The sequence below is a fragment of the Novosphingobium sp. Chol11 genome (assembly GCF_900218065.1).
GTDB lineage: Bacteria > Pseudomonadota > Alphaproteobacteria > Sphingomonadales > Sphingomonadaceae > Sphingobium > Sphingobium agri.
This window is the reverse complement of record NZ_OBMU01000001.1, coordinates 29,661-53,338: the sequence shown is the minus strand read 5'-3', so window position 1 is coordinate 53,338 and position 23,678 is coordinate 29,661. Positions and strand designations below refer to the sequence as shown.

The 23,678-nt window shown below is 62.3% G+C and carries 20 protein-coding genes and 1 pseudogene; 16 read left to right on the top strand and 5 right to left on the bottom strand.

The window, feature by feature from the left end; all coding sequences use genetic code 11:
• The first annotated feature begins 68 nt into the window (after window positions 1–68).
• A complete protein-coding gene (locus tag NCHOL11_RS00235) occupies window positions 69–2,858 on the top strand; it encodes a TonB-dependent receptor (RefSeq protein WP_097090547.1) in 2,790 nt (929 codons plus the stop codon).
• On the opposite strand, the gene NCHOL11_RS00230 is transcribed toward NCHOL11_RS00235, so the two are convergent.
• A complete protein-coding gene (locus NCHOL11_RS00230) occupies window positions 2,836–3,570 on the bottom strand; it encodes a YggS family pyridoxal phosphate-dependent enzyme (protein ID WP_097090546.1) in 735 nt (244 codons plus the stop codon). The genes NCHOL11_RS00235 and NCHOL11_RS00230 overlap by 23 nt on opposite strands.
• Before the next feature lie 23 nt (window positions 3,571–3,593).
• Here NCHOL11_RS00230 and NCHOL11_RS00225 point away from each other — a divergent pair, with 23 nt between their 5' ends.
• Window positions 3,594–4,154, top strand: a complete 561-nt coding sequence (locus NCHOL11_RS00225) for a thiamine phosphate synthase (protein WP_097090545.1) — start codon at window positions 3,594–3,596, stop codon at window positions 4,152–4,154.
• A 307-nt stretch (window positions 4,155–4,461) separates the two neighbouring features.
• On the opposite strand, the gene NCHOL11_RS00220 is transcribed toward NCHOL11_RS00225, so the two are convergent.
• Complete coding sequence (locus NCHOL11_RS00220; RefSeq protein WP_097090544.1) at window positions 4,462–5,190, bottom strand: hypothetical protein; 729 nt, start codon at window positions 5,188–5,190, stop codon at window positions 4,462–4,464.
• A 224-nt stretch (window positions 5,191–5,414) separates the two neighbouring features.
• Between NCHOL11_RS00220 and NCHOL11_RS00215 the strand changes: the two genes are divergently transcribed.
• The 6 genes from NCHOL11_RS00215 (at window position 5,415) to NCHOL11_RS00190 (ending at window position 12,708) form a co-directional block, all read left to right on the top strand.
• Window positions 5,415–5,864, top strand: coding sequence for a DUF3576 domain-containing protein (locus NCHOL11_RS00215; protein WP_097092617.1), 450 nt, complete (start codon window positions 5,415–5,417; stop codon window positions 5,862–5,864).
• Between the two features lie 86 nt (window positions 5,865–5,950).
• Complete coding sequence (gene leuS, locus NCHOL11_RS00210; protein WP_097090543.1) at window positions 5,951–8,467, top strand: leucine--tRNA ligase; 2,517 nt, start codon at window positions 5,951–5,953, stop codon at window positions 8,465–8,467.
• Between the two features lie 99 nt (window positions 8,468–8,566).
• Window positions 8,567–9,058, top strand: coding sequence for an LPS assembly lipoprotein LptE (gene lptE / locus NCHOL11_RS00205; RefSeq protein WP_097090542.1), 492 nt, complete (start codon window positions 8,567–8,569; stop codon window positions 9,056–9,058).
• Window positions 9,055–10,080 (top strand): DNA polymerase III subunit delta, encoded by a 1,026-nt coding sequence (holA, locus tag NCHOL11_RS00200; RefSeq protein ID WP_097090541.1) that lies wholly within the window; start codon window positions 9,055–9,057, stop codon window positions 10,078–10,080. Before lptE ends, holA begins: the two co-directional genes overlap by 4 nt.
• A gap of 39 nt (window positions 10,081–10,119) precedes the next feature.
• Window positions 10,120–10,524, top strand: coding sequence for a peptide-methionine (R)-S-oxide reductase MsrB (gene msrB, locus NCHOL11_RS00195; RefSeq protein ID WP_097090540.1), 405 nt, complete (start codon window positions 10,120–10,122; stop codon window positions 10,522–10,524).
• Window positions 10,525–10,635: 111 nt separating this feature from the next.
• Window positions 10,636–12,708 carry a transglycosylase domain-containing protein gene (locus NCHOL11_RS00190; protein ID WP_097090539.1) on the top strand — a complete coding sequence of 691 codons (2,073 nt, stop codon included), beginning with the start codon at window positions 10,636–10,638 and terminating at the stop codon, window positions 12,706–12,708.
• Here the strand turns inward: NCHOL11_RS00190 and NCHOL11_RS00185 are convergent.
• Window positions 12,705–13,620, bottom strand: a pseudogene (locus NCHOL11_RS00185) (retroviral-like aspartic protease family protein). The gene NCHOL11_RS00190 and the pseudogene NCHOL11_RS00185 overlap by 4 nt on opposite strands.
• A 316-nt stretch (window positions 13,621–13,936) precedes the next feature.
• Here NCHOL11_RS00185 and rho point away from each other — a divergent pair.
• Window positions 13,937–15,193: a transcription termination factor Rho gene (rho, locus tag NCHOL11_RS00180; protein WP_097090538.1), complete on the top strand. Its 1,257-nt coding sequence runs from the start codon at window positions 13,937–13,939 to the stop codon at window positions 15,191–15,193.
• A 21-nt stretch (window positions 15,194–15,214) separates the two neighbouring features.
• Window positions 15,215–15,934 (top strand): YjbE family putative metal transport protein, encoded by a 720-nt coding sequence (locus tag NCHOL11_RS00175; RefSeq protein ID WP_097090537.1) that lies wholly within the window; start codon window positions 15,215–15,217, stop codon window positions 15,932–15,934.
• Window positions 15,935–15,978: 44 nt separating this feature from the next.
• Here NCHOL11_RS00175 and NCHOL11_RS00170 read toward each other — a convergent pair whose 3' ends face one another.
• Both NCHOL11_RS00170 and NCHOL11_RS00165 read right to left on the bottom strand, forming a co-directional pair.
• Complete coding sequence (locus NCHOL11_RS00170) at window positions 15,979–16,956, bottom strand: quinone oxidoreductase family protein (RefSeq protein WP_255254664.1); 978 nt, start codon at window positions 16,954–16,956, stop codon at window positions 15,979–15,981.
• 16 nt (window positions 16,957–16,972) lie between these two features.
• Window positions 16,973–17,671, bottom strand: a complete 699-nt coding sequence (locus tag NCHOL11_RS00165; RefSeq protein ID WP_097090536.1) for a dienelactone hydrolase family protein — start codon at window positions 17,669–17,671, stop codon at window positions 16,973–16,975.
• A 146-nt stretch (window positions 17,672–17,817) separates the two neighbouring features.
• Between NCHOL11_RS00165 and NCHOL11_RS00160 the strand changes: the two genes are divergently transcribed.
• The 6 genes from NCHOL11_RS00160 to NCHOL11_RS00135 are packed head-to-tail and all read left to right on the top strand — an operon-like array spanning window position 17,818 to window position 23,610.
• Window positions 17,818–18,072, top strand: coding sequence for a DUF6489 family protein (locus NCHOL11_RS00160; protein WP_097092615.1), 255 nt, complete (start codon window positions 17,818–17,820; stop codon window positions 18,070–18,072).
• 7 nt (window positions 18,073–18,079) lie between these two features.
• On the top strand, window positions 18,080–19,357 hold the full coding sequence (mnmE, locus tag NCHOL11_RS00155; protein ID WP_097092614.1) for a tRNA uridine-5-carboxymethylaminomethyl(34) synthesis GTPase MnmE: 1,278 nt from the start codon (window positions 18,080–18,082) through the stop codon (window positions 19,355–19,357).
• Between the two features lie 59 nt (window positions 19,358–19,416).
• Window positions 19,417–21,267, top strand: coding sequence for a tRNA uridine-5-carboxymethylaminomethyl(34) synthesis enzyme MnmG (mnmG, locus tag NCHOL11_RS00150; RefSeq protein ID WP_097092613.1), 1,851 nt, complete (start codon window positions 19,417–19,419; stop codon window positions 21,265–21,267).
• Complete coding sequence (rsmG, locus tag NCHOL11_RS00145; RefSeq protein WP_097090535.1) at window positions 21,264–21,905, top strand: 16S rRNA (guanine(527)-N(7))-methyltransferase RsmG; 642 nt, start codon at window positions 21,264–21,266, stop codon at window positions 21,903–21,905. Before mnmG ends, rsmG begins: the two co-directional genes overlap by 4 nt.
• A complete protein-coding gene (locus NCHOL11_RS00140) occupies window positions 21,902–22,684 on the top strand; it encodes a ParA family protein (protein WP_097090534.1) in 783 nt (260 codons plus the stop codon). The genes rsmG and NCHOL11_RS00140 overlap by 4 nt, the downstream gene beginning before the upstream one ends.
• Window positions 22,681–23,610 (top strand): ParB/RepB/Spo0J family partition protein, encoded by a 930-nt coding sequence (locus tag NCHOL11_RS00135; RefSeq protein ID WP_097090533.1) that lies wholly within the window; start codon window positions 22,681–22,683, stop codon window positions 23,608–23,610. Before NCHOL11_RS00140 ends, NCHOL11_RS00135 begins: the two co-directional genes overlap by 4 nt.
• The last annotated feature ends 68 nt before the right edge of the window (window positions 23,611–23,678 follow it).

The window sequence follows — 23,678 nt, the reverse complement described above, 5'->3', positions numbered from 1 at the left end:
GTGTCCGCATAATCGCACTCCGTAGACGACATGGGACAATCATGCGCTGCAGGAGAGGAAAGGGTCTCATGAGCAAGAAGAATCTTTGGCTGTTGTCCGCCGGCATCATCGCGCTGGCTGGATCCGTATCCCATGCGCAGGCGCAGGAAACCCAATCGCAGACCAGCGCGGCAGAGGATGAAGGCATCATCATCGTAACGGCGACGCGCCGGGCCAGTCCGCTGTCGGACGTGCCGATCGCGGTATCCGCCGTGACGGCGCAGGCCATGCAGAATAGCGGCGCCAGCGATATCCGGTCGCTCAACCAGCTCGCGCCATCGCTGCTGGTGTCTTCGACCGGGTCGGAAGCCAATGCGTCCGCCCGCATTCGCGGCATCGGCACGGTCGGCGACAATCCGGGGCTGGAAAGCTCGGTCGCGGTGTTCATCGATGGCGTATACCGTTCCCGCACTGGCGCGGGCCTCAATGAACTGGGCGAAATCGAGCGCGTGGAAGTGCTGCGCGGGCCGCAGGGAACGCTGTTCGGGCGCAACGCCTCGGCTGGCCTTATCAACGTGATCAGCAAGGCGCCGGAGTTCGAATTGGGCGGCAAGGCCGAGGTCACCTACGGCAATTATGACTATTGGCGGCTCGCCGGGCGCATCACGGGGCCCGTATCCGAAAAGCTTGCCCTCAGCCTGGATGGGGTCTGGTCTAAGCGGGACGGCTTTTTCGACCTGGTGGACACGAGCGGAAACAAGGTTGGCGAGACCAATGATCGCGACCGCTATTTCCTGCGCGGGCAGGCGTTGTTCGAACCCAATGACGCGCTGTCGATCCGGTTGATCGGCGATTATACCAATCGTGACGAAAGCTGCTGCGGCGCGGCCTATATCGAGACGCGCGAGCGGCGGCCGGTGGCGGGCGGCGGGTACAGCACGGCTCCCTTCAATCGCATCGCCGCGATCCTGGCGGGACAGGGCAGTGTCTTCCCGTCCGATCCCTACGACCGGGAGCTGACGATCACGCCCGGGCGCGATTATGTCAGCAAGGTCAAGGATTGGGGCCTGTCGGGCGAGGTCAATTACGACTTGGGCGGCGCGAAACTGACCAGCATCACCGCCTATCGTGATTATAAGAGCCAGGACTATGGCGATTATGATTATAGCGGCGCTGACCTGCTGTACCGCGATCCCAATACCTATCGTCAGTTCCGCACCTTTACGCAGGAATTGCGCGCGCAAGGCTCCGCCTTTGGCGAGGTTCTCGACTGGCTGGTCGGCGGCTACTATGCGCATGAGAAGCTGACGCTGGAGGACAACATCGTCTTCGGCGACGACTATGGCCGCTTTGCCGCGTGCCGCCTGATGGCCGGGGCTGGGGTCAACAGCAACCTGACGGCGCAGCAACTCGCGGCGTGCGGCAGTGGCCTCGCGACACAGGCGCTGATCAGCGGGACGCAGGCGCAGCTCAATGCGGGTCTGACGCCTGCAATCGGCGCTGGCGCCGCGGGCGCACTTTCAACCGGCCTTGGGAACGGGCTACGCGCATTGGCGGCGATTCCCGGCGGCACGGGCGATCTGGCGTCGGTATATCGTCAGAAGAGCGAAAATTGGGCGCTCTTCACCCACAACATCATTCACATCACCAAGCAGCTCGATCTGACGCTGGGCCTGCGCTACACGCATGAGACAAAGCGTTTCTCGGCAGATTTCAGCAATAATAACGGAACTTGCGCTGCGTTGCAGGCGCGCAATCCCGGGGCGCTGAACGACCTGTTCGAGATCGCCACCACCCCTGCATTGGGGAGCGCCGCCGCGTTGGCGCAGGGTATATTGACGCTGGGTTGCCTGGGCAACAGTTCGACCGGGCTCAATACGCTGAACCTCAACGACAGGATCAGCGATGGCGAGTTTTCCGGAACGGCCGTGCTGTCATGGAAGCCTTTGGACGAAATGCTGGTCTATGGCAGCTATTCGAAGGGATATAAGGCGGGCGGCTATAATCTCGATCGGTTCCAGCTTGGATCGACCGGGCTGAACCCCGTTCCCGCCGTCTTCTCTCCGCGCAGCAATGCCGATGTGAGCAGCCTTCGCTTTGCGGCGGAGAAGGTCGATGCCTTTGAAGTGGGGCTGAAATATACCCAGCCCAAGTGGAGCGTGAACATCGCGGCGTTCCGGCAGGAGTTCAAGAATTTCCAGCTGAACACCTTCAACGGCACCAGCTTCGTCGTCCAGAATATCAATGGCTGTGATGGATCGCTGTCGGCAGGCCGCACCTGTGACAGCGATGATGTGGGACCGGGCCTGATCAGCCAGGGCGTCGAACTGGAACTGTCGGCGTCGCCAGTGCGCAATGTCCGCGTGGCGGGCGGATTTACCTATGCGCGGGCGAAATTCGCCAACCGGCTGGTGGGCAGTGGCGACGGGTCCGTACCGCTCGATCCGGCGTTGTTCCTGCTGCCGGGATCGCTCAACAGCCAGGCGCCCGAGGTGGTGGCGACGGTCAGCGCATCCTGGACGCCGGAGATCGGCTCCTCCGGGCTGTCCGCGCTTTTCTATATCGACGGGCGCATGACCAGCGACTTCAACACGGGGTCGGACCTGTTCCCAGAAAAGCGGCAGGATGGCTTTGCCGTGTTCAACGCGCGGGTCGGCATTCGGGGACCCGAGCAGCGCTGGGCGGTGGAATTCTGGGGCCAGAATATCTTCAACCAGGATTATACCCAGGTGGCGTTCAGCAGTCCGTTGCAGTCGAGCAGCCCTTCGACATCGACGACGGGTCAGTTCGCGCTTGGCGCGCCAATGGCAAACCAGCTTATCTCGGCCTATCTGGCTGAACCGCGCACCTACGGCATTACCCTTCGCGGGAGTTTCTGATCATGCCTCTCCCGCTCGCCGGAACAGGGCGGGCGGGAGAAGGCCTTTCGCCGAACAGGGCCGTGCCGACGCGAATATGGGTGGCGCCCAGCATGATCGCCGTTTCGAAATCGCCCGACATGCCCATGGATAGCTGATCCACGCCCTCGTCCCGGGCGATCTTTGCCAACAGCGCGAAATAGGGCGCGGGCTCGACGTCCGCGGGGGGGACGCACATCAGGCCGGCCACGGGGATGCCGGCATCGCGCGCGGCGCGGATCAGTGCCGGGGTTTCCGCGATTGGGCAGCCGCCCTTCTGCTCTTCCGCGCCGATATTGACCTGAATAAAGCAGGGGACGCGCTTGTCGGCCGCATCCATGGCCTTGGCGAGCGCGGTGAGCAGGAAAGGGCGATCGAGCGAATGGATGACGTCGAACAGGGCGACGGCGTCGGCCGCCTTGTTCGATTGCAGTCGGCCGACAAGATGCAGGGAAAGGCCGGGGGTTTCCTCGCGCAGCACGGGCCATTTGGACTGCGCTTCCTGAACACGGTTTTCGCCGAATATGCGCTGGCCCGCGGCGATGAGGGGCCGGATAGCGGCGGCTTCCTGCGTCTTGGAGACGGCGATGAGGGTTATATCATCGGCGGTGCGGCCGGTGAGGCGGGCCGCACGCCCCATGCTATCGCGCAGGGCGTTCAGCCGGTCGGCGGCTTCGATGCTGTCGGTCGTCATAGGGGCTGCTATAGGCGAGGGCGATGAGAGCCCGCTACGCTAAAAATCTGCCCTCGATCTGGCTGGTGACGGACGAGCGCGTGTCGGATGACGTGCTGCTGGCGAGCGCTGCGCGGTTGCCGAAGGGGCAGGGAGGTATTCTGTTCCGCCATTATCATACCAGCGTGGGTGCGCGACGGGACCTGTTCCACAGGCTGGCGCAGGTGGCGCGGCGGCGGGGCCTCATGCTGCTGCTGGCGGGATCGGCGCGTGAGGCAGCGGCCTGGGGTGCCGATGGCTGGCATGGACGGGGATATTGGCGGGCGGCGCGGCCTCTGGTTCGCAGCATGGCCGTTCACAATGCGCGCGAATTGCGAGCGGCCGAGCAGGCGGGGGTGGACCTTGTCTTCCTCTCGCCGCTCTTTGCGACGCGGTCGCATCCGGGGGGCAGGGTGCTGGGGCGGGTCGCTTTCGCGGCTCTGGCGCGCAGGGCGAGGGTGCCGATCGTCGCATTGGGAGGCGTTCGTGCGGAGCATCGGCTGATGCTGAAGGGGATCGGCGCTTCAGGCTGGGCGGCGATCGATGGTCTTACTGAGGGATCATAGTGGCTTGCACAGGAGTGAATTTCCCCTCTCCCCCTTCAGGGGAGAGGGGTGGGGAGCGGGGATTGGAGGGAACGTCGCCCTAATCGTCCCCGCTCCCGCCTTCACTTCGCTCGGCACCTCGGCCAGGGTCAGGTGCCTCTGGCTGATCCCTGAAGGGAACAGGGGAATGTTTTGGATCCTGGCCGCTAGACAATGCGCCCCAGGCCTGTTGGTTTTTGACAGCGCTCACCCTCACGAAATCCCAACATTCGCAGGGATGACGGGGGAGTGGCTCAAATCATAGGTTGAAGGCAGCTGGAGACCAGGATCAGAACTTGAATACGGTGCCCAGATACACCGCCTGATTATCCTGGCGGTCGTCGGTCATCGGGGTCAGGCGGCCGATCACACTATTATTGTAGCGAAGACCAGCGGTGACGTTCAGGTTGCGCGTCAGCGAATAGGAGCTGGCGAGATCCAGCGAATAATCCTTGTCCGCGTTCGGGTTGCGGATCGCCGTGCCCGGATCGCGGCGGCTTTCGATCATCACCTTGGTGCTGAAACGATTCTTGCCCTGATCCAGCGAGAAATTCTTCGCGCCAGCCATCTGCTCGATCGAAACCGGGTCCAGTTCCTTGCGACCCACCGCTTCGGGCAGGGCGAACTTGCGCCAGTTATGCGCATTGTTCAGGCTGAAAGCGACGGGCGCGATGCCGACCGGGTCGATCGTGCGGCTGACCGTCACGCGATCATTGAGGTCGGCCGCGCGGACCATGACCGTTACCGAGCGCTGTCCGCTGAGCGAACCGCTGGTGGGCGTGAACTTGAAATTCTGACGCCCGGCCGAAGCTGCGATGCGCGCATAGGCGGCAGCGAGGCGCGGATCCTTGGTCGTGGGCGTGAAGGAGGAGATGCTGCCCAGCGCGCCGAGCGAAACCGGGACATCGGCGCGGAGCTTCACAAGATCGGTGGCAGCGCCAATGGCAGGAGACAGCATGAAGCCAGCGACGGCAACTGCCGCGCCCGCTAACGCCAAATGTCCCCTATTCATGCGCATCACACGAATCTCTTCCCCACCGACTAATTTTTTAAAGCTGTACACCTATGTGCCTGCGATGGGTAGTGCGTCATGACCTTTTTGTCCGCGCTGTTGCACGGAACACACAGAGTCCAAACGCGCGAGGCGGCCAAGCGTTTCAGCGGCGGCGACGCCCCCTTGCCCATTGCCACGGCTTCTCTATAGATGCGGGGCGTTTTTCTTCAAATATGGGACATATCCTGATGGTCCGCCGCCTACCCGCTCCTGTTTCCGCCGGTCTGCTGCTGGCCGCGCTTCTGCCGCTCGCCGCGTGCGGTGGCGGGTCCAAGGAGCGGCCCAAGGCCGACCTGGCCGCGTCCAAGGTGACGACGATCGGCGTCAACAGCTATCTGTGGCGGGCGACGCTGGACACGCTGTCCTTCATGCCGATGGTGCAGACCGATTCTAACGGCGGCGTGATCGTCACGGACTGGTACGCCAATCCGAACACGCCCAATGAGCGGATGAAGCTGACTGTGTCGATCCTGGACCAGGACTTGCGCGCCGATGCGCTGCGCGTCGCGGCCAGCCGCCAGGTGAACCAGGGCGGCCAGTGGGTCGATGCGCCGGTGCAGGCTGCGACCGTGCAGAAGCTGGAAGAGATCATCCTGACCAAGGCGCGCGACCTGCGCCGCATGGCCATTGCGGGATAAGCCGTTCCCTTCAAAGGATTTCCTGAATAACTGGGGCTGGGCTTGTCGAAAGCTCAGCCCGCCTGCATTTTGAGGACTTGGAATAGATGCAAAGGCGCTTCAACCCGCTGGAGGCCGACGCCCGCTGGCAGTCTGTCTGGGACGAGAAGCAGACGTTCAAGGCGTCGGATACGAGCACCAAGCCGCGATCCTACGTGCTGGAGATGTTCCCCTATCCGTCCGGGCGCATCCACATCGGCCATGTCCGCAACTATTCGATGGGCGACGTGCTGGCGCGCTTCCGCCGGATGACGGGGCATGAAGTGCTGCATCCGATGGGCTGGGACGCCTTTGGCATGCCCGCCGAAAATGCGGCGATGGAAAAGAAGGTGCATCCGGGCGACTGGACCCGATCCAACATCGCGACGATGCGGGCGCAGCTCAAGAAGCTGGGCTTTGCGCTTGATTGGAGCCGCGAACTCGCGACATGCGAGCCGGACTATTATGGCCATGAACAGGCGCTGTTCCTGGACATGATGGAAGCGGGGCTGGTCTACCGCAAGGAAAGCGCGGTCAATTGGGACCCGGTCGACATGACCGTGCTGGCCAATGAGCAGGTGATCGACGGCAAGGGCTGGCGTTCTGGCGCACCGGTCGAGAAGCGCAAGCTCAGCCAGTGGTTCCTGAAGATCACGCAATTTGCCGATGACCTGCTGAAGGGGCTCAAGACGCTCGACCAGTGGCCCGAAAAGGTGCGGTTGATGCAGGAGAACTGGATCGGCAAGTCGGTCGGCCTGCAGTTCCGCTTCCAGCTGGACGAGCCGGTGGACGGCATCGAGGAACTGGAGGTTTTCTCCACCCGGCCCGACACCATTTTCGGTGCGAGCTTCGCGGCGATCGCGGCGGATCATCCCATCGCGCTGGCGTTGGAGGCGAAGGATGCAGGACTCGCCGCCTTTGCCGAGGAATGCCGTCATAGCGGCACCGCTGCGGCGGAGATCGAGACGCAGGAGAAGAAGGGCTATGACACCGGGCGTTCGGTGATCCACCCCTTTACCGGCCGTAAGCTGCCGCTGTTCGTCGCGAACTTCGTGCTGATGGAATATGGCACGGGCGCCGTCATGGCGGTGCCGGGTCATGACCAGCGCGACCTGGATTTCGCCCGCAAATATATGCTGCCGGTCGAGCGCGTGGTCGCTGCCGAGGGCGATGAGGATAAGGGCATCGGTGACGAGGCCTATGCTGGTCCCGGTCGTCTCGTAAACTCCGATTTCCTCAATGGCATGAGCGTAGAGGATGCCAAGAACGAGGTGATCCGCCGGGCGGAGAGCGAAGGGTGGGGCAACGGCACCACCGTGTTCCGCCTGCGCGACTGGGGCGTGTCGCGCCAGCGTTACTGGGGCACCCCGATCCCGGTGATCCATTGCGAGGATTGCGGGCCGGTGGGCGTGCCCAAGGACCAGTTGCCGGTCGTGCTGCCCGAAGATGTCAGCTTCGACATTCCCGGCAATCCGCTGGATCGTCACCCTACATGGAAGCATGTCGATTGCCCAAGATGCGGCAATGCGGCGCGGCGTGAAACGGACACGCTGGACACTTTCGCGGACTCCAGCTGGTATTTCATCCGCTTCGCGAGCCAGCCCAAGGACAAGCCGTTCGACCGCGAGACGGTAGAGAAATGGCTGCCGGTCGGGCAATATATCGGCGGCGTGGAACATGCGATCCTGCATCTGCTCTACGCCCGTTTCTGGACCCGCGCGCTCCAGCATATGGGGCAGATCGGCTTTGCCGAGCCGTTCACCGGCCTGTTCACGCAGGGCATGGTGACGCACGAAACGTACAAGTCGCCCGAGGGGGCTTGGCTCGCGCCGCAGGATGTAGCGCGGCAAGGCGATAAGCTGGTCATGGTCGAAGGCGGTGCTCCGGTCACGGTCGGACGCGTCGAGAAAATGTCCAAGTCCAAGAAGAATGTCGTCGATCCCGATGACATCATCGCCCAATATGGCGCGGACGCGGTACGCTGGTTCATGCTGTCCGATAGCCCGCCGGAGCGCGATCTGCCCTGGACGGAGAGCGGCATCGAGGGCAGCTGGCGCTTCATCAATCGCCTGTGGAGGCTGTTCGATGAGGCCGACAAGGCTGCCGAGGGGCAGGACAAGGCGCTCGACCGCAAGCTGCACCAGACGATCGACGGCGTGGCGAAGGATATCGAGGCGCTGTCCTTCAACAAGGCGGTGGCGAAGATCTACGAGCTGACCAATGCGGTGGAGAAGGCCAAGCCATCCGCCAGTCGAAGCGCGGCGATCCGGGCCTTGGCTCTTCTGGTCGCGCCGATGACGCCGCATCTGGCCGAGGAAGCCTGGGCGGACATGGGCGAGGACGGCCTGATCGCCGACGCAGCCTGGCCGCAGGTCGATCCGGCATTGCTGGTCGAGGATGAAGTGACGATCGCATGCCAGGTGATGGGCAAGCTGCGTGATACCATCACCGTGCCCAAGGGGACGGCCAAGGAGGAACTCGAACGGCTCGCGCTGGCGGCGCCCAATGTGGCGCGGACGCTGGACGGCGCGACGCCGAAGAAGGTGATCGTGGTGCCTGACAGGCTGGTCAATCTGGTGATTTGAAGATCGCCGTTCGGGCTTGGCATGTCGAAGTCTCTCCCTTCTCCACAAGGAGAAGAGGAGCCCTTCGACAAGCTAAGGGCGAACGGATATAGGGTGCTGATGAGATACGCTGTTCCCCTCCTGCTCCTCGCTACCCTTTCCGCCTGCGGGCTGCGTCCCGTTTACGGCGGCGGCAGTCATGGCGCTGTTGCGCAGAAGTTGGGGAGCATCGACATCGCGCCGATCGAGGGCAAGGCTGGTTGGCTGGTTCGCAACGCGCTGAACGATCGCCTGGCCGCGATGAACGGCGAGGGGCCGAGATATCGTCTGGTGGTGAAGCTGGATGACCAGATCAGCGGCTTTGGCCTGCGCGCCGACCAGGCGATCACGCGCGAGCGGCGGACCTTGCGGGCGCGCTATCAGCTGATCGATGACAAGGGCGCACAGATTATCGACGACACGGCCGGATCGGATGCCGGCATCGACGTCACGTCGAGCGAATATGCGACGATCGCGGCGGAAGACACTGCGCTTGAGCGCTTGTCGCAGACGATCGCGGATCAGATCATATCCCGGCTCGCCCTGTTCGCGGCGAGGGACCAGCGGCGTTGAAGGCCAATCGCGGCCAGATTGAAAAGGCGCTCGACGCACCGCCGGCCGATATCCGTTTCTTCCTGCTCTACGGTCCCGATGAAGCGGGAAGCGCCGCGCTAGGCAAAAGGCTTGAGCGGGCGATGGGACCCGAGGCCGAGCGCGTCGATCTGGACGGGCCCATTTTGCGGGACGATCCTGCGCGGCTGGCTGATGAAGCTGCGTCCTTTTCCATGTTCGGCGACCGCCGCTGGGTGCGGGTGAATGGCATGGGCGAGGAATCGCTGGCTGCCGTAACGGCGCTGCTGGAGGCGGAGGCGGCAGGCAATCCCGTGGTCGCGACGGCTGGGGCGTTGAAGGGCACGTCGAAGCTTTTGAAGTTGGTGCTCGACAGTCCGCGAGCCATGGCGTTCATTTCGTACCAGCCGGATGCCCGAGAGGCCGAGCAGATCGCTATAGCGCTGGCGCGGGAAGGGGGGCTGCGCCTGCCCAACGACCTCGCCAAGCGGATCGTCGACCTTACCAATGGCGATCGCGCGCTGATGAGCGGCGAGATCGAGAAGCTGATCCTCTATCTCGACGCCGCGCCGGATCGCCCTGCCGAGGCGACGGCGCAAGCACTGGATGCTTTGTCGGCCGACAATTCCGATGCGGACGCTGCTCCGCTGGTGAACGCGGTGCTGGGAGGCGACTTGCGCGCGATGCACCGGGAACTGGGCCGCTTGGGCGAGGCGGGAACAGCGATGGCGGCGGTGCTGCGGCCGCTGCTGACGCGGGCGATGCTGATCGCCAATATTCGTACGTCCTTCGATGAAAGCGGGCGGCTGGAAGGCGCGGTCGAAGCTGCCGGCAAGCAGGTGTTCTGGAAGGACAAGCCTGTCGTGACCCGGCAGGTACGGCTGTGGGACGCGCATGGCATCGCCCGCGTGATCCAACGGCTGGCGCAGGCAGAGCGGGCGAGCCGATCGGGCAGGGGGCTTGGCGACCTGATGGTGCGGCACGAATTGCTCGCCATTACCCGGCAGGCGGCGCGGGAGCGCTAGGCGCTTGATCGCAGGAAGAGCCGTTGCCATATTGCGGCCATGGACAAGCTCAACCTGACCGATGCCGAATGGCGCGAGCGCCTTTCCCCCGAACAATTTCATGTGTTGCGAGAGGCCGGGACCGAGCGGGCCTTTACCGGCAAATATAATGGCAACAAGGCCGATGGCGTTTATTATTGCGCCGGATGCGGAGCCGAGTTGTTCGATGCCGAGGAAAAATATGACAGCGGGTCTGGCTGGCCGAGCTTTACCGCACCCGTGGACATCGATGCGGTGGAGGAAGTGCGCGACAGCAGCCATGGCATGATCCGCACCGAAGTGCGTTGCGCCAAGTGCGAAGGGCATTTGGGCCACGTCTTCCCCGATGGTCCGGGCGTCAACGGCCTGCGTTATTGCATGAACAGCGCGTCGCTGGATTTCAAGCCGCGTGACGAGGTTGAATAATCATTCATCGCCGGTAAAGCGTCGTCCCTCTTGAGAAACAGGCTCATGGGCAGGCTCGCGTCTGATTTGCGCTGGCGGCTCTATCAGTTAGCGCGTATCCGGGCGGGATAGATGGCACGATCAGGCAAGAGCAAGGACACGCCCGGGGGCGCGAAGCGGTGGCTCGTGAGGGCGTTCAAGTTCGGGCTGGTCGCGACCCTCGGCGCTTTGTTCGCAATCATCGTTGCGGTGGTGATCGCCTATCAGTCGCTTCCCAGCTATGAATCGCTGAAATCATCGCCCAATGGCCAGATGATCCGCGTCCATGCCGCCGACGGTAGCGTGATCGTCTCTCTGGGGCCGAGCTTTGGCCGCTGGCTGTCCTATGATCAGATCCCCACGGTCATGGTCGATGCAATGGTATCGACCGAGGACAAGCGTTATTACATGCATCCCGGCGTCGACCCGATCGGCATGGCGCGCGCCACCTGGGTTGCGCTGGAGAACCGGGGCAAGGGCCGCCGCTGGCAGGGTGCGTCGACCATCACCCAGCAGGTGACGCGCAACATCTTCCTCAACAACAGCTATAGCTGGGGGCGCAAGGTCAGGGAGATGATCCTGGCGCTGGCGCTGGAGCGGAAATTTTCCAAGCGGCAGATTTTGGAGCTTTACCTCAACAAGGTGTATTTCGGCGGCGGCGCATATGGCATCGATGCCGCAAGCCGCAAGTTCTTCGGTCATCCCGCGACCACGCTTGATCTGCCGGAAGCCGCGATCATCGCAGGCCTGGTGAAGGCACCGTCGAGCTACTCCCCCACCGCTGACGCCGAGGCGGCGATTGGCCGAGCGGGTGTGGTGTTGCAGTTGATGCAGGAAAATGGCGCGATCAGCGCGGCCGAGCGCGCGAGCGTCGATCTGGACGACGTCAAGATGGCGCCGGAGCCGCCGCAAAACAGCGTCCGTTACTTCACGGATTGGGCTTTGCCGCAGCTCGACGTGCTCGTCGATGAGCCCAATGAGCCGCTGGAAGTGTATACGACCATCGACCTAGGCATGCAGAAGGCTGCTACCGCGGCGATCCAGGCCAATGTGCCAGGGGGCGCACAGGGCGCGCTGGTGTCGCTTGATCGCGATGGGGCGGTGCGGGCGATGGTGGGCGGGCTCGATTATGTGACGTCCAACTATAACCGCGCGACCACTGCGACGCGGCAGCCGGGTTCGGCTTGGAAGATCTTCGTCTACATGGCGGCTTTGGAGGCGGGCTACACGCCTGACACGGGTGTGACGGACAAGCCGGTGACGATCAACGGCTGGAGCCCGCGCAACAGTTCGGGGCGCTTTTCCGGCGACATCGATGTGCGCACGGCCTTCGCCTATTCGATCAATACGGTCGCGGCGCAGCTGGGCGTGGAAGTCGGCTTTCCCACGGTGGCGGACATGGCGCGGCGCTTTGGCGTGACGACGCCGATCAACACGCATCCCTCGATGGTTCTCGGCACGTCCGACGTGCGCCTGATCGACATGACGCGCGCCTTTGCCTCCATCGCGCGCAAGGGCGTGGCGGTGACGCCCTATGGCATCACCAAGGTAACGACGGCCGACGGGCGGCTGCTTTACCAGCATCAGGATGATACCAGCCGCGTGCTTGTCGCGCCCTGGGTGGCGGCGGGCATGACCGACCTCATGCAGACGGCGGTCAGCACAGGCACCGGCAAGGCCGCGCAGATTGGCCGCCCTGTGGCGGGCAAGACCGGCACGACGAGCAGCAACAAGGATGGTTGGTTCCTGGGCTTTTCCAGCGGCATCACGACGGGCGTCTGGATGGGCCGGGACGATGCGCGCCCTGTCGGCGTGTTGCAGGGGGGACGCGCGCCCGCCCATGCCTTCGCCGACTATATGAAGGTCGCCGTTTCGCGCCGACCCGTGGAACAGTTCGAGACGCAGGTGACGCTGCCCGAATGGCAATTGGAGCCGGACGAGGAAGCCTATTATGGCGAGCCCGACAATGGATCGGGCGGTGGCATGATGGTGGATGAAAATGGCATGCCGATCAGCCAGGACCAGCAGCAAGAGGATGACGGCACGGAGCCGGACGACCAACCCGTCGAGCAGGCGCCTCCCGCCCGCACGACGCCGCCCCGGTTGGATCAGCAATGGATCGACCAGGTGCTCGGCCGCGAAGGGCGGCGGCCGCCGCCGCGCTAACCGGCCTTACGCGGTGCGCTGGCCAGGCGCTGCTGGTCGAGCGCACTCCCGTCCGGCATCAGGAAGTCGATTTTTCCTCGGCCGAAATCGATGGCGACGCGGTCGAAACATCTTGAGCGCCTGAATGCCGAGCAGCAAAGTGGGCTTGTCGGCCAGGCCGAGTTCCCGAAAAGGCTGCGCATCGGCGAACATGACCGGCAGGTCGGTCAGAGAGATCGGCCCCATGCGGATCTTGCCGATGCGCCCCAGTTGACCGGTCAAGGTCTCGCCCGTGACACTGATCAGGCTGACTTCGCTCATCAAGGGCGCACGTTTCTTGCGGATCAGCTTGTCGCGCAGGGCCAGGTTGCCGACGCTGAGGTGTGTGCCGGTGTCGAGGATGATGTTGACCTTCAGCCCGTTCGCGTCGGAATGGAGCAGGATCAACTGTCCCTTGCGCCGCCTCGCCTCGACGATGATCGCATTGGGATCTCGCCATGAGGGACGGCTGGCGCCGATTTCCATGCGTCCGGTGCGGAAGTTGAGGAGGAGACGCTTGGCATGCAGGCTGTCGAGCCCCAGCAGTCCAGCCGCGCCGAGATGATCAGCCTCCAGAACCGGAGCCTCGATATCGTCGATCATTTCCTTGCCATAGCCGAGGCGGGGGAGGGCAACCGTCCGCGCTTCGCTGCGCCCTGCCATGCTGACGATGGTGACGGGGCGGCGGGCGGGCAGGGCGAGTTGATCGGCAAGGTCACGGGATATGACGGTGCGCTGCGAGCCCGTATCCACGATGAAGTTCCAGGGGCCCCGGCCATCAATGTGGATCGGGATGGAAACGCGATCATCGCTGGCGGCAAGGGTGCGGACAATGGCGGGCGGATCGACCGCCGGGACGGGCTGACCGGCAGCAGGCAGGCAGAACATCAGCATTGCCAATGGCGGGACGAGATACGCGTTTCTCATGCCCTTCGCCTCTTCAGCGGGAAGGCCAGATCATAGCATGGATGAGCGGCGCGGGTCCATTGCCGCAACTGTTGCACCATTTGCCGACAGGAGCGGCGGAGCGCGCATTTTCCGGGAACGGGACGCGACGCGGTGCCTTGACTTGCATGGGCGCTGATCGCTAAACGCGGACAGTCTATCCCGGCCGTCCCGCGCCGGAGTCCCGTGTTTCTCCATACCGGGCAGATCTCTCCTTTTCTATCGCAGTTTCGTTCCTCATCTCTCTCCATCGGACTCAAGTCGAATGCACCTTAAGGACCTCAAGAAGAAATCCCCCGCCGATCTTGTCACCATGGCGGAAGAATTGGGCGTGGAAGGCGCGTCGACCCTGCGCAAGCAGGACCTGATGTTCGCAATCCTCAAGGCCGAGGCGGAGAATGGCGAGCAGATCATGGGCGAGGGCACGATCGAAGTGCTGCCCGATGGCTTCGGCTTCCTGCGCAGCCCGGAGGCGAACTTCCTTGCCGGTCCCGACGATATCTATGTGTCGCCCAACCAGGTGCGCAAGTTCGGCCTGCGCACCGGCGACACGGTGGAGGGCGAAATCCGGGCGCCCAAAGATGGCGAGCGCTATTTCGCGCTGACTAAGCTGATCTCGGTCAATTTCGACGATCCCGAAGTCGTCCGCCACCGCGTCAATTTCGACAATCTGACGCCGCTCTATCCGACGCAGAAGTTGGTGCTCGACACGCTTGATCCCACGGTCAAGGACAAGTCGGCCCGTGTCATCGACATCGTGTCGCCGCAGGGCAAGGGCCAGCGCGCGCTCATCGTCGCGCCGCCGCGCACCGGCAAGACGGTGCTGTTGCAGAACATTGCCAAGGCGATCACCGACAATCATCCGGAAGTCTTCCTGATCGTCCTGCTGATCGACGAGCGTCCGGAAGAAGTCACCGACATGCAGCGCAGCGTGAAGGGCGAGGTGGTGTCCTCCACCTTCGACGAACCGGCGCAGCGGCATGTGCAGGTTGCCGAAATGGTGATCGAAAAGGCCAAGCGCCTCGTGGAACACAAGAAGGATGTGGTGATCCTGCTCGATTCGATCACCCGCCTGGGCCGCGCCTACAACACGGTTGTTCCTTCGTCGGGCAAGGTTCTGACTGGCGGTGTCGACGCCAATGCGCTGCAGCGTCCGAAGCGTTTCTTCGGTGCGGCGCGCAACATCGAGGAAGGCGGTTCGCTCTCCATCATCGCGACGGCTCTGATCGACACCGGCAGCCGCATGGACGAAGTAATCTTCGAAGAGTTCAAGGGCACCGGTAACTCGGAAATCGTGCTGGACCGCAAGGTTGCGGACAAGCGCATCTTCCCGGCACTGGATGTCGGCAAGTCGGGCACCCGCAAGGAAGAGCTGCTGGTCGATAAGGCCAAGCTCAGCAAGATGTGGGTGCTGCGCCGTATCCTGATGCAGATGGGCACGGTCGATGCGATGGAATTCCTGCTCGACAAGATGAAGGATTCGAAGACCAACGAAGATTTCTTCGACTCGATGAACCAGTAAGCGGAGTTATATCAGGCCGTTATGATCGACCTTCTTACGACTGCCGCTGCCGCTGCGCAGGGTTTGGGATCGCCCGCCGACATTTGGGGGCACATCGTCAGCGACTTCAGCAATATCGGCTCTCCAGCTGCTCTGGCGGCCTTTGGCCAGGTGCTGATGATCGATATTCTGCTGGCTGGCGACAATGCGATTGTCGTGGGCGCCCTGGCAGCGGGGCTGCCGGTGCAGCAGCGTCAGCGCGTCATCCTGATCGGCATCATCGCGGCGTTGGTGCTGCGTATCGGTTTCGCATTGGTCGTGACGCAGTTGATGCAGATCGTCGGCCTCATCCTGGCCGGTGGGTTGCTGCTGCTTTGGGTCAGCTGGAAGATGTGGCGCGAACTGCACCCGAAGCGGGGTGCGGATACGCCGGACCCCAGCGACGACGACATTTCGGGGCTGCGGCCCGCCAAGAGCTTCGCGGCCGCAGCCTGGGCCGTTGCCGTAGCCGACGTGTCGATGAGCCTGGACAATGTGCTGGCTGTCGCGGGCGCGGCGCGGGATCATCCCGGCATCCTGATCATCGGGCTTGTTCTGTCGGTCGCACTGATGGGTGTCGCGGCGAACATCATCGCCAAATATATCGAGCGTTTCCGGTGGATCGCTTATCTGGGTCTCGCCGTAATCATCTATGTCGCGGTCAAGATGATCTATGAAGGTTTCGTCGACCACCAAGTCGGCGTCCTGACTCTCTTCAGCTAATGAGCGGCGGCGGGTTTGATGCCCGCCGCCTGCTTTCCTGCTTTTTAAACCCTGTCGGGCACCAATATGGTGCTGCCCATCGTCTTCCGCCCTTCCAGCGCCTGGTGCGCTTCGGCAACATCCGATAAGGCGTAGCGCTGCCCGATATGCGGGCGAACGATGCCGCGGCGCATGCGATCGAACAGACGCGCGCTGACATGGTCCAACTCTTCCCGCGTGGCGATATAGTCGAACAGGGTGGGCCGGGTCACATAGAGCGATCCGGCTCGGCTGAGCTCCAGCAGTGAAATGGGCGACACCGGACCCGACGCATTGCCGTAGCTCACCATCATGCCGCGCCGCTTGAGCGAGGCGAGTGAGGCGGTCCAGCTGTCCCTGCCCACGCCATCATAGACCACATCGACGCCGTTTCCTTCCGTCAGTTCACGCACTTGGCCGGCAAGGTCTGTGAATGGGCAGTACAGGCTATGGTCCGCCTCGACCTGAGCGGCTTTTTCTGCAGAGCCGCTATGCGCGATGACGCCCACGCCCTTGTCGCGAAGCCAAGGCACCAGCACTGATCCGACACCGCCCGCCGCGGCATGAACCAGCGCCACCTGGCCGGACCGCAAGGGCAGTGTGTCTTCGGCCAGGAAGCATGCGGTCATCCCCTTCAGCATCATCGCGGCCGCTTCATCCGTGCCGATTTCGGCCGGTATCTTGATCACGCGGTCGGCCGCGACGGTACGATGGGTGGCGTAGGCGCCAAAACCACCCGCCGCACCGACTTTGTCCCCAACGGCCAGGCCCTCGACGCCCGGCCCGACAGCCGCGACATAGCCCGCGCCCTCCACGCCGAGGGTGAGCGGGAGCGGGGTGCCGTAGAGGCCAGAGCGGTGATAGGTATCGATGAAGTTCAGGCCTATGGCGTCCTGCGCGATCAGCACCTCACCCTTTGCCGGGGGAGCGGGATGGAAATCCTCCCGCTCGATCACCTCCGGACCGCCGGTCTCGCGAATGACCATGCGCCAAGCCTGAGCCATTGATGGCGTCCCCTGTTTAGAGATGGGTAGCGAAGAAGTCGGCTGTCCGCTGGTCCGCCAATTGAGCGGCTTCTTCCACCCGGCGGTCGCCCATCTCGGCGGCGAAGCCGTGATCGAGCCCTTCATAATCATGGAGGACCACATGGCGGTTGTCCTTCAGGCCCTCATGCATCTTCTTTTGCACGTCCGGCGGCACGAAGCCATCAGCGGTGGGAATATGCAGCATCACCGGCTTGCCGATCGCATGTTGCTCACTCAGGAGATTGTCGATGCCAACGCCATAATAGCCGACAAAAGCGTCGCCATCGGTCCGGCAGGCAGCCATGAACGTCAGGCGGCCGCCGAGGCAGTAGCCGACAACGCCAACCTTGCCATCACCGCCAAGCTGGGCCCGCGCGAACTTGATCGCTGCTTCGATATCATAAATGGCGCGGTCCTGATCCAGCTTCTGCATATGGTTGATCGCTGCCTGGAAATCCTCGGCGACATCCGCGTTCAGTTCGACATGCGGGGTATCGCGCCAAAACAGATCGGGCGCGACGGCCAGATAGCCCTGGGCCGCCCAATTGTCGCATTTGCGCCGGATGCCTTCATTCACTCCGAAGATTTCTTGAATGACGATGATCGCCGCGCGGGGCGTGCTTTGCGGCTGCGCGACATAGGCGTCGAATTGGCCATCGCCTTCCAGGGTCGAAACTGACGTGAATGATCCCATGGCTGTTATCCTTCCCTAATATCGGAGTTTATGGTGAGGATAATCGGCTTTGGGTGAGCCGCCAACGCCGCTTTTGCCAATTTATTTGCGTTTGAGGCCCATGTTGCGGCATGACGATCAGGGCTCCGCAGACGAAGGCGCATGACATGAAAGTGACCGTGGACGTAGATTGTACCCCAGCCGAAGCACGGTCTTTCCTGGGCCTGCCTGACGTGACGCCGATACACGACAAATATGTGAAGACCATGCTCGACAGTTTCGACGGCATCGCCAATGTCGAGCAGATGGAAACCATGTTCAAAAGCTTCTCTCCGCTCGGTGATGCGGGGATGCGCTTGTTCCGGCAGATGATGGATATCGGCTTGGCCAGCGTTCCGGGGAAGAATGGCGACAAGCCTTGAGCCGTTGATGGCTGACACGATTTTTGCACTGTCGAGCGGTGCGCCGCCGGCAGCCATTGCCGTCATCCGGATTAGCGGGCCTTCTGCGGCTGCGGTGCTTCAGGGTTTGGCGGGACACCTTCCCAAGCCCAGGCGCGCGCGTTTGGCATTATTGAAGGACCCCCGCAATGGGATGCCGCTCGATCGGACGCTGATATTGTGGTTTCCTGGGCCGGCAACCGCGACGGGTGAAGATCTGGCTGAAATCCATTGTCATGGCGGGCGCGCCGTGGTGGCCGGTATTCAAGACGCACTTAAATCCTTCTCCGGGCTGCGGCTTGCGGCTCCAGGTGAATTCACGCGGCGTGCTTTTGCTCACGGGCGCATGGATCTGAATGAGGTCGAAGGGTTGGCCGATCTGCTCGCTGCCGAAACACAGCAGCAGCGGCGCGCGGCCTTGCTCATGTCGGAAGGGCATTTTTCTCGACGGCTGGAGGCGTGGCAGACACGGCTGCTTGATCTGTCCGCGATGGTTGAGGCTGTGCTGGATTTCTCCGACGAGGACGACGTACCGGAGGCTGGTGCCGAAGAGCTTGTTGCCAGTGGTGCCCGGCAGTTGGCTACTGAGGTGAGATCGGTTCTCGCTGCCCCTTCGGCCGAGCGGCTGCGCGACGGTATCAGGGTGGTGCTTGCCGGACCGCCCAATGCCGGGAAATCGACACTGCTGAATGCGCTCGTTGGGCGGGATGCCGCGATCGTTTCCGAAGTTGCCGGGACGACGCGCGACCGGATCGAAGTACCTGCGGCGCTGGGGGGCACAGCCTTCCTCTTTACCGACACCGCTGGACTGCGGGGTAGCACGTCGGACGCCATCGAGATGATCGGAATGGATCGCGCACGCGCGGCTTTGGAGAGCGCGGATATCATCTTGTGGCTTGGAGACTCTGCGGAACTGCCCCGGCCCGACGCAATATTGGTGGCCGCCCAGTGCGACCGCCGGGGCGTTGCCCAAGGCTTGCCGATATCGGCCGTCACAGGGGAAGGAATGGCCGAACTCATATCCACATTGCTGGAGCGAGCCGCTGCGCTCTTGCCTGGCGAAAGCGAATATGCGTTGCATGAGCGCCAGCGGCGGGGGGTCTTGTCGCTTTCCGAACATTTGAGCAGCGCAGCGGCAAGTGGCGACTTCCTGATAGTTGCGGAGGAATTACGCCACGCTCGAGCAGCCATCGACCGTCTGACCGGCCGGGCCAGTACCGAGCATATGCTCGACCGCCTTTTTGCAGGATTTTGCATCGGCAAATGAGTGCTGTTCCACGTGGAACAGTTTTGCCCCGCTCCGCCAAGTCTGTTATGGGCACGGCCATGCGGACAGCTTTTGATGTGATTGTGGTTGGCGGCGGCCATGCCGGGTGCGAAGCGGCGGCTGCTGCTGCCCGAAAGGGTGCGCAAGTGGCACTTCTCACCTTCGAGAAGGCGACCGTAGGCGCGATGTCCTGCAACCCTGCCATTGGCGGCTTGGGCAAGGGCCATCTGGTCCGAGAGGTCGATGCGCTCGATGGGCTGATCGCGAGAGCTGCGGACGCTGCCGCCATCCACTATCGCATGCTGAACAGCAGTAAGGGCGCCGCGGTTCAGGGGCCAAGAGTGCAGGCGGATCGAGCGCATTATCGCGCCGCCATCCATCGCATGCTCGAGGCTCAGCCGGGATTGACCCTAGTTGAAGGTGAAGCCTCCGCCTTGTTGCTGGACAAGGGTGAAGTGGCTGGACTGGCGCTGGCGGATGGCACGCGCCTGTCGGCACCGGCCGTCATTCTGGCAACCGGCACCTTCCTTGGCGGAAAGCTTTTCCGAGGCGAAGAAACAAGCTTTGGCGGGAGGACGGGAGAGCGGGCTGCGGCGGCGCTTGGGCTGCAACTCCGTGAGCTTGGGCTGCCGATGGCGCGTCTGAAAACTGGTACGCCGCCGCGGCTCGACGGTCGTACAATCAACTGGGCTGTGCTGGAAGAGCAGGCATCGGATGAGGGGGGCTGGACGATGTCGGCGCTGTCGAAGCACCGGCAGCTTCCTCAATTGACTTGTGCAATCACGCGTACGAACGCGGTTACGCACGCGATCATACGGGATGGCTTAGGACGGTCACCTTTGTTCAGTGGCGCGATCGAAGGGCGGGGGCCGCGCTACTGCCCGTCGATCGAGGACAAGGTGATCCGTTTCGGGGATCGGGATGGTCACCAGATTTTCCTCGAGCCTGAAGGGTTGGATACAGAGCTGGTCTATCCGAACGGGATCAGCACGTCCCTGCCTGCAGATGTCCAGGAACGGATGGTCCGCTCGATGATCGGGCTGGAGCAGGTGGAGATCGTTGTTCCGGGCTACGCGGTCGAATATGATCATATCGATCCGCGCGCCCTTCAGCATACGTTGGAGATGCGGGACGTGCCGGGTCTCTTCTGTGCAGGCCAGATCAATGGCACGACCGGGTATGAGGAGGCCGCTGCTCAGGGGCTCGTCGCTGGCGTCAATGCGGCGGCGCGGGCGCTAGAGGTCGAGCCGATGATCCTTGACCGGGCGAGTAGCTATATCGGCGTGCTGATCGATGATCTGGTTCTTCAAGGGGTGACTGAGCCTTATCGGATGTTGACTGCGCGTGCGGAGTATCGGCTACGACTGCGGGCAGACAATGCGGGTTCGAGGCTTGGGGATATCGGCCGGGAGCATGGCCTTCTGGGTGAAAAGCGGCTCGCTCACCATGATAACTTGTCGGCGCAAAGGGTCGTTGTCGACAAGGAGCTCGCAGAGCAGTTCAGCGCCACCCAGCTTGCCCGTGCCGGAGCAAATGTCCGGCAAGACGGCGCGCGGCGAAGCCTGTTTGAATGGGCGCGTTTTCCGGAGGTGCAGCGGGAACTACTGTTTGCCCTCGCGCCGTCGCTTACCAACATCGACCCTGACCTCCGGGAAGAGATTTTGGAAGATGCGCATTATGCTCCCTATCTCGAGCGCCAGGCTGCCGAGATTGCGGCTCTGCGCCGTGACGAGCGGGTGATCATTCCGATGGATTTTGATTTCGCCTCAGTCGGTGGCCTTTCCAGTGAAATGGTGGAGCGTCTCGACCGGGCTCGTCCCGATACGCTCGCAGCGGCAGCGCGCATAAGGGGTGTTACGCCTGCGGCCTTGGCGGCATTGCTGGTTCATGTGCGTCGGCAGGCGGCATGACCGAGGACGAAGCGAAGACGTGGCTGAAGGCGAATTTCGACGTTCCACGTGAAACATGGGCACGCTTGGACAGCTATGTGCAGATGCTCTTGGCGGAGATGGATCAGCAGAATTTGATCGCGGAATCGACGCGCGAGCATGTGTGGTCGAGGCACATCGTAGACTCTGCCCAGTTGATGAAGTTGGATGGCGCCGCGAATGAAGGACTATGGATCGACCTGGGATCAGGAGCAGGGCTGCCGGCGATCGTGGTCGCTATATTGAGCAAACGGCCCGTTCTGATGATAGAGTCGCGCAGAAAGAGGATCGACTTTTTGAACCGGCTTGTCGGTGAATTGTCGCTCAACAATGCAGATGTGTATGGCGGTCGGGTCGAGAGTGCCCCGGCGACGGAGGCAGCTGTGATTAGCGCGCGGGCCTATGCGCCACTGGACCGACTGCTTTCATCGGCGCTGCATTTATCCACGGATAAAAGCCTGTGGATCTTACCGAAAGGGCGCAATGCGCAAATTGAACTGGAGGCGGCGCGATCCTCATGGCAAGGTGTGTTTCACGTGGAACGCAGCATCACTGATCCGGAAAGTGCAATTATTATAGCACGGTCAGTCGCGCCAAGGGGCAAGAAAGGTCGCAAATGATCCGTATCGCTATTGCCAATCAGAAAGGCGGTGTGGGGAAAACCACGACCGCGATAAATTTGGCTACAGGGCTGGCAGCGACGGGGTTGCGGGTGCTGCTAATCGATCTCGATCCGCAAGGAAATGCATCCACGGGTTTGGGCGTTAATCAAGCTGACAGGACATGGTCGAGCTACGATCTGCTGGTTGGTAATTGCGCCATCGAAGATGCTATCCATCCTACGCGCGTGCCCAAGTTGGATATCGTCGCTGCAACCCAGGACCTGTCTGGTGCTGAAATCGAGTTGATCGAATATGAAGAGCGGACCCACAGGCTGGAGCGGGTTCTCAGTGAAGCCCAGGCAGGGCGGTGGGACATTTGCCTGATCGACTGTCCTCCTTCCCTTGGTCTGCTCACCATCAACGCGATGGTGGCGGCGCAATCACTTCTTGTCCCTCTTCAATGTGAGTTCTTTGCGTTGGAAGGGCTGTCGCAGTTGTTGCAAACGGTCGAGCGGATACGTGGGCGTTTCAATCCCGGTCTTTCGATCCTGGGGGTGGCTCTTACGATGTATGACCGTCGAAACCGGCTGACTGATCAAGTCGCTGATGATGTTCGGGCGTGCTTGGGAGACTTGGTATTTTCCACGGTGATTCCGCGTAACGTCAGGCTTTCTGAAGCGCCAAGTCATGGCGTGCCCGCACTTATCTATGATTTTCGTTGCTCCGGATCGGAAGCCTATATGCGCCTTGCCCGCGAACTGATTTCACGACTGCCCCGACAGGAGGCTGCAGCGTGAGCAGTGAAAGTGATGAGAAGCTGAAGGTGGCCAAGCGTCCTCACGGACTTGGCCGCGGTTTGTCAGCATTGTTGGGCGATGTTTCTCGAGAGGAGCCGGTGGCGCCTCAAGCCCCCTCAGCTTCGACCAAGGCGATCCAGAGCATCGAGGTCGCGCTGATCCAGCCTCACCCGGAACAGCCCCGCCGCCATTTTGACGAAGGCGCTTTGGCGGAACTGGCCGACAGCATCGGGAAACGCGGCGTCATACAGCCGATCATCGTCCGTCCGCATGGTGGCGGATTTCAGATCGTGGCGGGCGAACGCCGCTGGCGTGCCGCCCAGCGTGCGCAACTGCATCGTATTCCAGCAATCGTTCGTGATTTTGATGAAGCAGAGACACTGGAAATCGCGCTTGTGGAAAATATCCAGCGCGAGGATCTCAATCCGATTGAAGAGGCGGAGGCATACCGCAAGCTGATCGCCGACTTTCATCACAGCCAGGAAGCGTTGGGCCGGATCGTCGGCAAATCGCGCAGCCATATAGCCAATTTGATCCGGCTGCTGGACTTGCCAGCATCCGTACAGCGGCAGGTGGTGGAGCAGAAGCTGTCCATGGGGCACGCTCGGGCCTTGATTGGCGCTCCCGATTGCGAAACGCTGGCGCAGACTGTCGAAGCCAAGGGCCTGTCGGTCAGAGATACCGAGGAACTGGTTCGCCGGTCGAAGAAGGGGGAAGGGGCAGCCCCGCGCAGCCGCGCGCCCTCCGCGCCTTCATCAGGCAAGGATCCCGACATCGCTGCGTTGGAGCAGCATCTTGCCGACATTCTGGGGGTCAAGGTAGAGATCGGGCATGGTGAAGGTGCGGGCGGCACATTGTCCTTGCGCTATTCGACGCTCGACCAGCTGGACATGCTGTGCCAGCGGCTTTCAGGCGAACGGATCTGATGGGATTGGCTGCCGTCTGACAAACGCGAACCACTGGCCTTTTGACTGCGGGCTTCTTAGGTTGCGGT

Coding starts and splice junctions, on each gene's coding strand:
- mnmG (WP_097092613.1), top strand. CDS start 19,417: ATGCGGACAGCTTTTGATGTGATTGTGGTTGGCGGCGGCCATGCCGGG.
- NCHOL11_RS00140 (WP_097090534.1), top strand. CDS start 21,902: ATGATCCGTATCGCTATTGCCAATCAGAAAGGCGGTGTGGGGAAAACC.
- mnmE (WP_097092614.1), top strand. CDS start 18,080: ATGGCTGACACGATTTTTGCACTGTCGAGCGGTGCGCCGCCGGCAGCC.
- NCHOL11_RS00170 (WP_255254664.1), bottom strand. CDS start 16,956: ATGGCTCAGGCTTGGCGCATGGTCATTCGCGAGACCGGCGGTCCGGAG.
- msrB (WP_097090540.1), top strand. CDS start 10,120: ATGGACAAGCTCAACCTGACCGATGCCGAATGGCGCGAGCGCCTTTCC.
- lptE (WP_097090542.1), top strand. CDS start 8,567: ATGAGATACGCTGTTCCCCTCCTGCTCCTCGCTACCCTTTCCGCCTGC.
- NCHOL11_RS00165 (WP_097090536.1), bottom strand. CDS start 17,671: ATGGGATCATTCACGTCAGTTTCGACCCTGGAAGGCGATGGCCAATTC.
- NCHOL11_RS00230 (WP_097090546.1), bottom strand. CDS start 3,570: ATGACGACCGACAGCATCGAAGCCGCCGACCGGCTGAACGCCCTGCGC.
- rsmG (WP_097090535.1), top strand. CDS start 21,264: ATGACCGAGGACGAAGCGAAGACGTGGCTGAAGGCGAATTTCGACGTT.
- NCHOL11_RS00235 (WP_097090547.1), top strand. CDS start 69: ATGAGCAAGAAGAATCTTTGGCTGTTGTCCGCCGGCATCATCGCGCTG.
- NCHOL11_RS00160 (WP_097092615.1), top strand. CDS start 17,818: ATGAAAGTGACCGTGGACGTAGATTGTACCCCAGCCGAAGCACGGTCT.
- NCHOL11_RS00190 (WP_097090539.1), top strand. CDS start 10,636: ATGGCACGATCAGGCAAGAGCAAGGACACGCCCGGGGGCGCGAAGCGG.
- NCHOL11_RS00215 (WP_097092617.1), top strand. CDS start 5,415: ATGGTCCGCCGCCTACCCGCTCCTGTTTCCGCCGGTCTGCTGCTGGCC.
- NCHOL11_RS00175 (WP_097090537.1), top strand. CDS start 15,215: ATGATCGACCTTCTTACGACTGCCGCTGCCGCTGCGCAGGGTTTGGGA.
- rho (WP_097090538.1), top strand. CDS start 13,937: ATGCACCTTAAGGACCTCAAGAAGAAATCCCCCGCCGATCTTGTCACC.
- leuS (WP_097090543.1), top strand. CDS start 5,951: ATGCAAAGGCGCTTCAACCCGCTGGAGGCCGACGCCCGCTGGCAGTCT.
- NCHOL11_RS00225 (WP_097090545.1), top strand. CDS start 3,594: ATGAGAGCCCGCTACGCTAAAAATCTGCCCTCGATCTGGCTGGTGACG.
- NCHOL11_RS00220 (WP_097090544.1), bottom strand. CDS start 5,190: ATGCGCATGAATAGGGGACATTTGGCGTTAGCGGGCGCGGCAGTTGCC.